The 8,104-nt window shown below is 66.6% G+C and carries 8 protein-coding genes; 4 read left to right on the top strand and 4 right to left on the bottom strand.

From position 1 onward, the window contains the following. Positions 1-756, top strand: a 756-nt coding sequence (locus Mlute_RS13075; RefSeq protein ID WP_147371095.1) for an RluA family pseudouridine synthase, incomplete at its 5' end; no start/stop codon positions are given. Here Mlute_RS13075 and Mlute_RS13070 read toward each other — a convergent pair. Then, positions 732-1,871, bottom strand: a complete 1,140-nt coding sequence (locus Mlute_RS13070; RefSeq protein ID WP_119361047.1) for a M24 family metallopeptidase — start codon at positions 1,869-1,871, stop codon at positions 732-734. The genes Mlute_RS13075 and Mlute_RS13070 overlap by 25 nt on opposite strands. 78 nt (positions 1,872-1,949) lie before the next feature. Here Mlute_RS13070 and erpA point away from each other — a divergent pair, with 78 nt between their 5' ends. From erpA to Mlute_RS13055, 3 genes are all read left to right on the top strand, one after another. Next, on the top strand, positions 1,950-2,327 hold the full coding sequence (gene erpA, locus Mlute_RS13065; protein ID WP_119361046.1) for an iron-sulfur cluster insertion protein ErpA: 378 nt from the start codon (positions 1,950-1,952) through the stop codon (positions 2,325-2,327). A 152-nt stretch (positions 2,328-2,479) separates the two neighbouring features. Next, complete coding sequence (locus Mlute_RS13060) at positions 2,480-4,354, top strand: peptide ABC transporter substrate-binding protein (protein ID WP_119361045.1); 1,875 nt, start codon at positions 2,480-2,482, stop codon at positions 4,352-4,354. A 109-nt stretch (positions 4,355-4,463) separates the two neighbouring features. Further along, positions 4,464-6,311 (top strand): peptide ABC transporter substrate-binding protein, encoded by a 1,848-nt coding sequence (locus tag Mlute_RS13055; protein ID WP_119361044.1) that lies wholly within the window; start codon positions 4,464-4,466, stop codon positions 6,309-6,311. Here the strand turns inward: Mlute_RS13055 and uvsE are convergent. From uvsE to Mlute_RS13040, 3 genes are all read right to left on the bottom strand, one after another. Continuing rightward, entirely contained in the window at positions 6,308-7,192 is an 885-nt protein-coding gene (gene uvsE / locus Mlute_RS13050) for a UV DNA damage repair endonuclease UvsE (RefSeq protein WP_119361043.1), read from the bottom strand. The two genes, Mlute_RS13055 and uvsE, sit on opposite strands and share 4 nt — an antisense overlap. 46 nt (positions 7,193-7,238) lie before the next feature. After that, positions 7,239-7,703 (bottom strand): flavin reductase family protein, encoded by a 465-nt coding sequence (locus Mlute_RS13045; protein WP_119361048.1) that lies wholly within the window; start codon positions 7,701-7,703, stop codon positions 7,239-7,241. 31 nt (positions 7,704-7,734) lie between these two features. Next, positions 7,735-8,104: SDR family NAD(P)-dependent oxidoreductase (locus tag Mlute_RS13040; protein ID WP_119361042.1), on the bottom strand; the 370-nt coding region annotated here is incomplete at its 5' end.

The following is an 8,104-nucleotide window of genomic DNA, read 5'->3' as shown; positions in this document are numbered from 1 at the left end:
CCCCCTAGCCCACCCACGGTGGCCCCCGAGGCGATCCCCCTCGAGGTGCTCCATGAAGACCAGGACCTGCTGGTGGTAAACAAGCCCGCGGGAATGATGACCCACCCAGCCCCGGGCGTCTACTCCGGTACCCTGGTCAACGCTCTGCTGGGCCGCTACGGGCTTTCGGCCGAGGAGGCGCCCAGACCCGAGCTGGTCCGCCCCGGCATTGTCCACCGGCTAGACAAGGACACCAGCGGGGTGATGGTGGTGGCCCGGCACGAGGCCGCCCACCGCCGGCTGGCCGAGGCTTTTGCCGGGCGAAGCGTCTACAAGCGCTACCTAGCCCTCACCGTGGGCCTTCCTCCCGAGGGCCTCCTCTCAGCCCCCATTGGCCGCCACCCGGTAGACCGTACCCGCATGCACGTAGGCGGGATAGCCGCCCGGCACGCCCAGACCGAGTTTGAGGTGCTGGCCCAAGCAGCGGGCCACGGCTTGGTCTCCGCTGTTTTGCACACCGGCCGCACCCACCAGATTCGGGTACACCTCAAGCACCTGCGGACCCCCATCCTCGGCGACGAGGTCTACGGCAGACCCTCTCCCCTCATCCCCCGCCAGGCCCTGCACGCCTACGAGCTGCGCTTCCAGCACCCTAGGACGGGCAAGTACCTCCACTTTACCGCCCCGATTCCCGCAGACATGGTGCGGGCCTGGGAAGCCCTAGGAGGGGCCTGGCCCGAGGGCCTTTGGCTTCAAAGCGGCTCCAGCGCCTCTTGAGCCACGGTGGTCACCTCTGGCCCCTGAGGGTGGAGGTAGACGTTCACCTCGGTGCGAACCCCAAAGGGCCCCGGATAGACCCCTGGTTCTATGGTGAAGGCCAGGCCCGGGATAAGGGGGCGGGCGTCATGGGTCTCTAGGTCGTCCAGGTGGGTGGCGTTGCCGTGGGGAGCAGCAAAGCCCAGGTGGTGCCCGGTGCGGTGCCGTAGGTAGTCCCCCAGGCCAGCCCGCTCAACAACCCCTCGAGCCACCCGGTCCAGCTCAAAGCCCCGCGGGTAGCGCCCCTCGGCGTAGGCCTGGCGGCAGTAGACCAAGGCCGCCTCCCGGGCCTCCCGCACCACCTGGAAGGCCTGGTGGGCCTCCGCTGGGGCCTCCCAGCCCGCCATCCAGGTCACATCGGCGTAGGGGCCTCCCGGCAGCTTGGCCCAGAGGTCTATCAGCACCACCTGGCCCCGCTCCAGCCGGGCCTCCCCAGGGGTGTGGTGCGGGTTGGCCGCATGCGGGCCAAAGGCCACCATGGGGGGATGGTCGCAAACCAACCCCCGGTGCGCAAAAACCTTGAGGATTTCAGCCTGAACCTCCCGCTCGCTGGGCGGCTCCTTTAGGCGGGCGCGCACGAACCCCAGGGCGTGGGCCAGGGCCTCGGCGATGCCCAAAGCGGCCTGGCGGTGCGCGGCCAGGTCGGCCTCGCCCCAGGTCTGGAAGCGAAGCAGCAGCTCTGCTGAGGAAACCACCTCCAGCCCCATCCCCCGCAGCAGCTCCACGGTTCCGGCGTCCACCCGCGAGAGATAAGGAATGCCCCCGCCCGGCTGGTACTCCATGGCCACCCGCCCCAAGGGCGCCACATGGGCCCGCAAGGCCTCGGTGAACTGGGTCCAGCTAGAGAAGACCACCCGCCTTCCCGGAAGGTCGGAAAAGTAGGTCTCCTCTATGGCGTGCACGATGAGGATGGGCTCACCCTGGGCAGGAATCAGGTAAGCAAACCGTCGGCTCAAAGCCCGCTCCATGAGGCCAAGGACCTCCAGGGCCAAAGGGTTGCTCCCCTGGAAGCTGTACATAAGCCAGCCCGGGACTCGAGCCTCCTGCAAAACCCGCTGGGCCAAAGCGATGTCCATGCGCCCATACTACAAGGGGTGCGCCCGCTTACCATTCGCTCTACAGGGCGTGCTACCTTAGGGGCTAGGAGGTCTTTCGTGGTGCAGGAAGCGGTAATCTCGATTACCCCTCTGGCCGCCGAGCGGGCCAAGGAAATCCTGGAGCGCTACAACAAGCCCCACGCAGCCATCCGGGTCTTCGTGAAGTCGGGGGGCTGCAGCGGCTACCAGTACGGCATGGCGGTGGATGAGCGGGAGCTCGAGGGCGACACCACCGTGGAGATGCACGGGGTACGGCTGGTGGTGGACCGGATGTCCCTCCCCTTGCTGGTTGGCTCCCAGGTGGACTGGGTAGACAACCTGATGGGCGGGGGCTTCAGCATCAACAACCCCAACGCCACCTCCTCCTGCGGCTGCGGCCACTCCTTCCGCACCGACGGCAGGACCCCTGAGGGGGCAAGCGGCTGCCGCGGGTAGCTCGAGGGGCCAAGCCAGGCCATCCACCAAAGGGTGGATGGCCTTTTGCCATTCCCCAGGTTTGACGCAAAGGGGCGGCTGGCTATAATAGGGGCGGCAAAACGCCATAGCACAATGGGATTCTGCTTCGGCAGAGTCAAAAAGGAGGCTAAATGAAGCGTCTAAGCAAGGTTTTTGTACTGGGTCTAACCCTGGCCGCTGGGGCTGCCCTGGCCGGGCCTGCCGATAACAGCCTAATTATCGGCGCCTCTCAGGAGCCCCGGGTGCTGGGGGGGGACTTCCTCAACGTGATCTCCAACCAGTCCATCAAGGTGGAGATTGAAAACTACCTGTTCGCCCCGCTCATCGTGCAAAACCTGCGGGCCGAGAACGAGGCCGTGCTGGCCACCGAGGTACCCACCTTGGCCAACCGCCGCCTGCGGGTGACCGATATCGGTGGGGGCAAGCGCCGTCTGGAAATTGACATCACCCTGAAGCCCAACCTGCGCTGGTCGGACGGGGCTCCCCTCACCACCGACGACTTCGCCTTCTACTTTGAGGTCGGTAAGGCCAAAGGGATGCCCGTCATCAACCCCGACTACTGGGAGCGGGTCAACCTGCGGGTGCGCGACAAGCAGAACATGACCGTAATCTTTGAGCCGGCCTACTACTACGACACCTACGGCTCGCCCATCGGCTACGCGCCCGCCCACATCATGCGCCCTGAATGGGAAAAGGTCAAAGCCGCCGCCGCCAACCTCAACCCCGACCGGGACGCCCAGCGCCTAAACGAGCTTTACCGCAACTTCTTCCAGCAGTTCTCCTCCAACCAGGCCATTAACGCCGGGCGCATGGTCTACAGCGGCCCCTTCCGCGTGCGGCGCTGGGTCTCCAACAGCTCCATTGAGCTGGTGCGCAACCCCAACTTCACCGCCATCGTGCCCCAGGGTGGGGCCGACAAGTACGTGCAGCGGGTGGTCTACCGCATCATCCAGAACACCAACTCCCTCCTGGTGGCCATCCTGGGCGGGGGAATTGACGCCACCTCCACGGTGGGCATCACCGCCGACCAGGCTAGGAGCCGCCAGCTCACCAGCCGGGCCCCAGGCCGCTTTGACATCTGGGCCATTCCCGGGGCCATCTGGGAGCACATTGACATCAACAAGTTCACCAACGTGCAGCGGGTACGCGACCTGACCCTAGACGACAAGCGCACCCGGCAGGCCCTCCTGCACGCCATCAACCGCGAGGCCTGGGTACAGGCTTTCTTTGATGGAGCCGAGCCGGTCTCCCACACCTGGGTAGCCCCTTCCAACCCCCTCTTCAACCCCAACGTCAAGAAGTACGAGTACAACCCGGCCAAAGCCCGCGAGCTCCTAGCCCAGGTGGGCTGGCGCCCCGGCCCCGACGGCATCCTGCAGCGCACCGTGGACGGCCGCACCGTGCGGTTTGAGCTGGAGTGGGTCACCACCGCCGGCAACGCCATCCGCGAGCGCACCCAGCAGCTCTTCATCGAGCAGTGGCGGCAGGTGGGCATCGCGGTGCGGACCAACAACGCCCCCAGCGCAGTGGTCTTCGCCGACGACTTCATCCAGCGGGCTGAAGAAGGCAAGTGGCTGATGTTCATGTTCGCCTGGGTGAGCAGCCTGGCCGAGGACGGCAGCCTCTTCCAGTACCGCAACCTCAACACCGGCGCCATTCAGGTACCCAGCAAGGAGAACAACTACGCCGGCCAGAACATTGGCAACTGGCGCAACGAGGAGTTCGACCGCCTGACCAGCCAGGGGGTACTCGAGTTTGACGAGGCCCGCCGCAAACAGCTCTTCGCCCGGGCTCAGGAGATATGGGCCGAGGAGCTGCCGGCCTTGCCCTTGCGCTTCCGTTCCAACTTCCTGGTGGTGCGCACCGGCCTGGTCAACTACGTAGCCTCTACCTACTCTGGTGGCAACGGCTACCCCGGTTGGAACTCCTGGGAGATTGGCTGGGCCAGCCGCGGGGCGGTTAAGCGCCACGATCAGGCCCAGGCCGGCGGCATCGCCATCAAGTAGGCCACCGAACCACCGGGCCGGGGGGCTTCCCCTGGCCCCTTTGCTTTGACGAAGGGGGTAGGCCCCAATAGAATCTAGGCCAGCCGGCTTCGGCAGGAAAGGAGGAGGCATGAAAAGACAATTTCTGGCCCTGGCGGTTCTAAGTGGGTTGGCGCTGGCCGGACCCCAGGACAACAGCCTCATCATCGGAGCGGCCCAGGAGCCCCGCTCGTTGGCCGGAGACGTGGTCAACGCCATATCCAACCAGGCCATCAAGTTTGAGATAGAAAACTTCCTATTCGCCCCGCTGGTGCAGACCAACCGCGACCTAGAAATCATCCCGGTGGTGGTGACCGAGGTGCCCACCCAACAGAACGGGCGGGTGCGCTTCACCAACGTGCGGCCCGGGGTACGGCGGCTCGAGCTGGACTACACCATTCGCCCCGACGCGGTCTGGTCGGATGGGCGTCCCATCACCACCGAGGACGTGGCCCTCTACTTTGAGATGGGCAAGACCAAGGGCGTCCCCACGACGGCGGTGGACTTCTTCGAGCGGGCCTCCATCCGCGTGCGGGACAGCCGCAACTTCACGGTGGTCCTGGAACCGGCCTACTTCTATGACCTGGATGTAAACCAGGTCTACTACGCCCCAAGCCACATCATGCGTCCTGAGTGGGAGCGGGCCAAGGCAGCCGCCGCCCAGACCAACGACCCCGCTCGCCAGGCCGAGATATTCCGCAACTTCTTCACCCAGTTCTCCAGCCCGCAGTTCCTAAACAGCGGCCGCATGGTCTACTCCGGCCCCTTTACCCTGGTGCGCTGGGTTCCGGGCAGCAGTATTGAAATGCGGCGCAACCCCCGGTTCTGGATTAAGCCCCCTGGAGGGGAGGACAAGTACGTCCAGAAGGTGGTCTACCGCATCATCCAAAACACTAACTCCCTCCTGGTGGCCATCCTGGGCGGGGGGATTGACGCGGCCTCGAGCGTTTCCATCTCCTTTGACCAGGGCCGCAGCCGCCAGCTTGTGAGCCGGGCTCCCGGCCGCTTTGAAATCTGGGCGGTGCCCACCCCCTTCTTTGAACACCTGGAGATCAACCAGTTCACCAACGTGCAAAAGGTGAGGGACCTGATGCTGGACAACGTCAAGACCCGTCAGGCCCTCATCTACGCCATGAACCGCGAGGGCATCACCAAGGCCTTCTTTGACGGCTTCTACACGGTGGCCCCCACCTGGGTCTCGCCCCAGAACCCCATGTTCAACCCCAACGTGGCCAAGTACCCCTACAACCCCGAGCGGGCCCGGCAGCTTCTGGCCGAGCTGGGCTGGCGGCCTGGCCCGGACGGCATCCTGCAGCGCACCGTGGACGGCCGGACCGTGCGGTTTGAAATCGAGTGGGCCACCACCGCGGGCAACGCCGTGCGCGAGCGCATCCAGCAGTTCGTGGCCGAGAACTACCGTCAGGTAGGTATCGCGGTGCGGATCAACAACGCCCCCAGTGCGGTGCTCCTAAGCGCACAGTACCGCGCGAGGGCCCAGGAGGGCACCTGGACAGGCTTCCTGCACTACGCCTTCAGCATGGGCCAGGCCGACGATGGGGTGCGCTCGGCCTGCCGCGACGACGAGGGCCGTATGATTTACGTGCCCACTCGAGAGAACAGCTTCAGGGGGCTCAACTTCGGCGGCTGGTGCAACGAGGAGTACGACCGGCTTAGGAACCAGGCGGTGGTCGAATTTGATGTGAACCGCCGCAAGCAGCTCTTCGCCCGTATGCAGGAAATCTGGGCCAACGAGGTGGCCATGATCCCCCTCTACTTCCAGTCCGACGCTCGAGTCTTCCGAGTAGGCCTGCTCAACTACGTTTCTTCTACTTTTGCCAACTCGGCCTACCCCACCATTGAGCCCTGGCTGATTGGCTGGCAGTCCCGCGGCGCTCAAAAGGTCTACGACCAGGCCAAGTACGGCCAGCCTATCCGCTAGCCATCCCGAAGCCCCAAAGGCCCCCCTCCAGGGGGCCTTCTCCCTTTCCTCACCCCCACCTCCTTGCCCTTGGCCTCCACCATGACGTCGGCGGGCCCGGGGAGGGCGGCGAGGAGGCGCTCCCAGTCCTCCGGGGAAACCTGGAAGGCGTGGGCCCCAAGGCGGCGGGTGGGGTCCTGGCTCGCCAAGTGCACCTTGGGGCGGGTGCGCCAGGTGGCGAAGGCGAGCCGGAGGGCCTCTCCCAGGGAAAGCCGGCCCGGGTTTAGGGCGTGGTGAAGGGGGTCTACCACCACGGGCACGCCTAGGGCCTCCGCCGCTTCCAGCACCTCCTCCACGTTCCAAAGGCGCTCGTCGTTTTCCAGGGCCAGGTAGCGGAGGACCTCCCCTTCCCCCCGCAGGTTCTCCACAAAGCGCCGCAGGGCCCGCTTCCGCTCCCCGTACACGCCGCCCAGGTGGAGGACCAAGACCCCGCCCTCCGCCCCCAGGAGGGAAAGGGCCCGGGCGGAGTAGCGGAGCTCGGCCAGGGAGCGCTCCACCACCTTGGGGTCTGGGCTTCCTGGGTTCACGTACTGGCCCGGGTGGAAGGAAAGGCGCTGGCCCAAGGCCTTGGCCAAGGCGCCTAGGCGCCTGAGGTCCTCCCCGTGGGCCCGTTCCCAGTCGTAGGGGAAGGCGGGGTGGGAGGCGAAGGGGATGAGGTGCTGGCCGATGCGGAAAAGGCCGAAGCCGTGCCTGGCGTTCCAGCGGAGGATGCGTTCCAGGTCGGCCAGGTTCTGGGCTGCCTTGACCCGGACCCGCTCCTCGGTGAGGGAGCCCAGGCGCAGGGTGTGGTTGGTGCTGGCCTTAAGCGTCAGGTTCTCGCAGGGGTAGCCCAGGCGGATCACCGCTGCATCCTGGCTGTTTTGCTGACCTGAAGAGGCCAACACCGCCTCACCGCCCAAACCGCCAGCCCTCCCCCAAGGTGGCGAAGTCGCGAAAGCCTAGGAAAAGGATGGGGCGGCGCTTGCCCTCCGGGCTCCCCTCGGCGTGGACCACGGCCCCTAGGAAGAGGGCGTGGTCCCCGTCCGTGGGCCACTCCGCCACCTTGAGCTCAAACACCGCCACCGCCTTCTCGGGGACGAGGGTGTGGGCCAGGGCCCGGGCGGGCCGCAGGGCCACCCCGAGCCTTTCCGCCTTGCGCACCCTCCTTCCCGAGAGGTACCCCGCCCGCACCACCCAGCCCCGCTCCTCCCAAGGCAGGAAGCAGAGGGCCGCCTCCCCCAGCTCCCGGAGGAGGCTTAGGGTGTGGTTCTTCCGGTCCACCGCCAGGAGGAAGCGGAAGGGCGTCTTGGACACGGGGGTCCACCAGGCCATGGGCATGAAGTTCTCTCCCACGGCGAGGAGGGCGAGGCGCATGGGGTAGAAGTGGGCGCGGTAGGCGCTCACCTTAGACCTCCAGGGTCTCGGGCGGGGGCTCCGCCAGGACCCCCGAGAGGACCCGCCTTGCCGCCTCCTCCGGGGCGAGCGCCCCCTTGGGCGGGCCCCCTAAGGGGGCCCAGAGCCCCGTGGCCACGGCGGGAAGCCGCACCAGGACCAGCTCCACCCCCTCCCGCCGAAGCTCCCGCCGCGCGGCCCCCAGGTAGGCCTCCAGGGCCCCCTTGGCGGCGGCGTAAGCGGCGAAGCCCGGCACCTGGACGTACTGGGGGTACGCCCCGAAGAAGACGGCCCGCGCCCCAGGGCGGAAGCGGGCGTACTTTAGGGCGTGGTGGGCGGTGAGGAGGTGGGCGGCGAGCATCCCCTCCAGGAGGTCCCGCCCC

Origin of the sequence: Meiothermus luteus (assembly GCF_003574085.1) — a bacterium.
Taxonomy (GTDB): domain Bacteria; phylum Deinococcota; class Deinococci; order Deinococcales; family Thermaceae; genus Meiothermus; species Meiothermus luteus.
The sequence above is the reverse complement of the archived record's forward strand: the minus strand, read 5'-3'. Positions and strand labels throughout refer to the sequence as shown.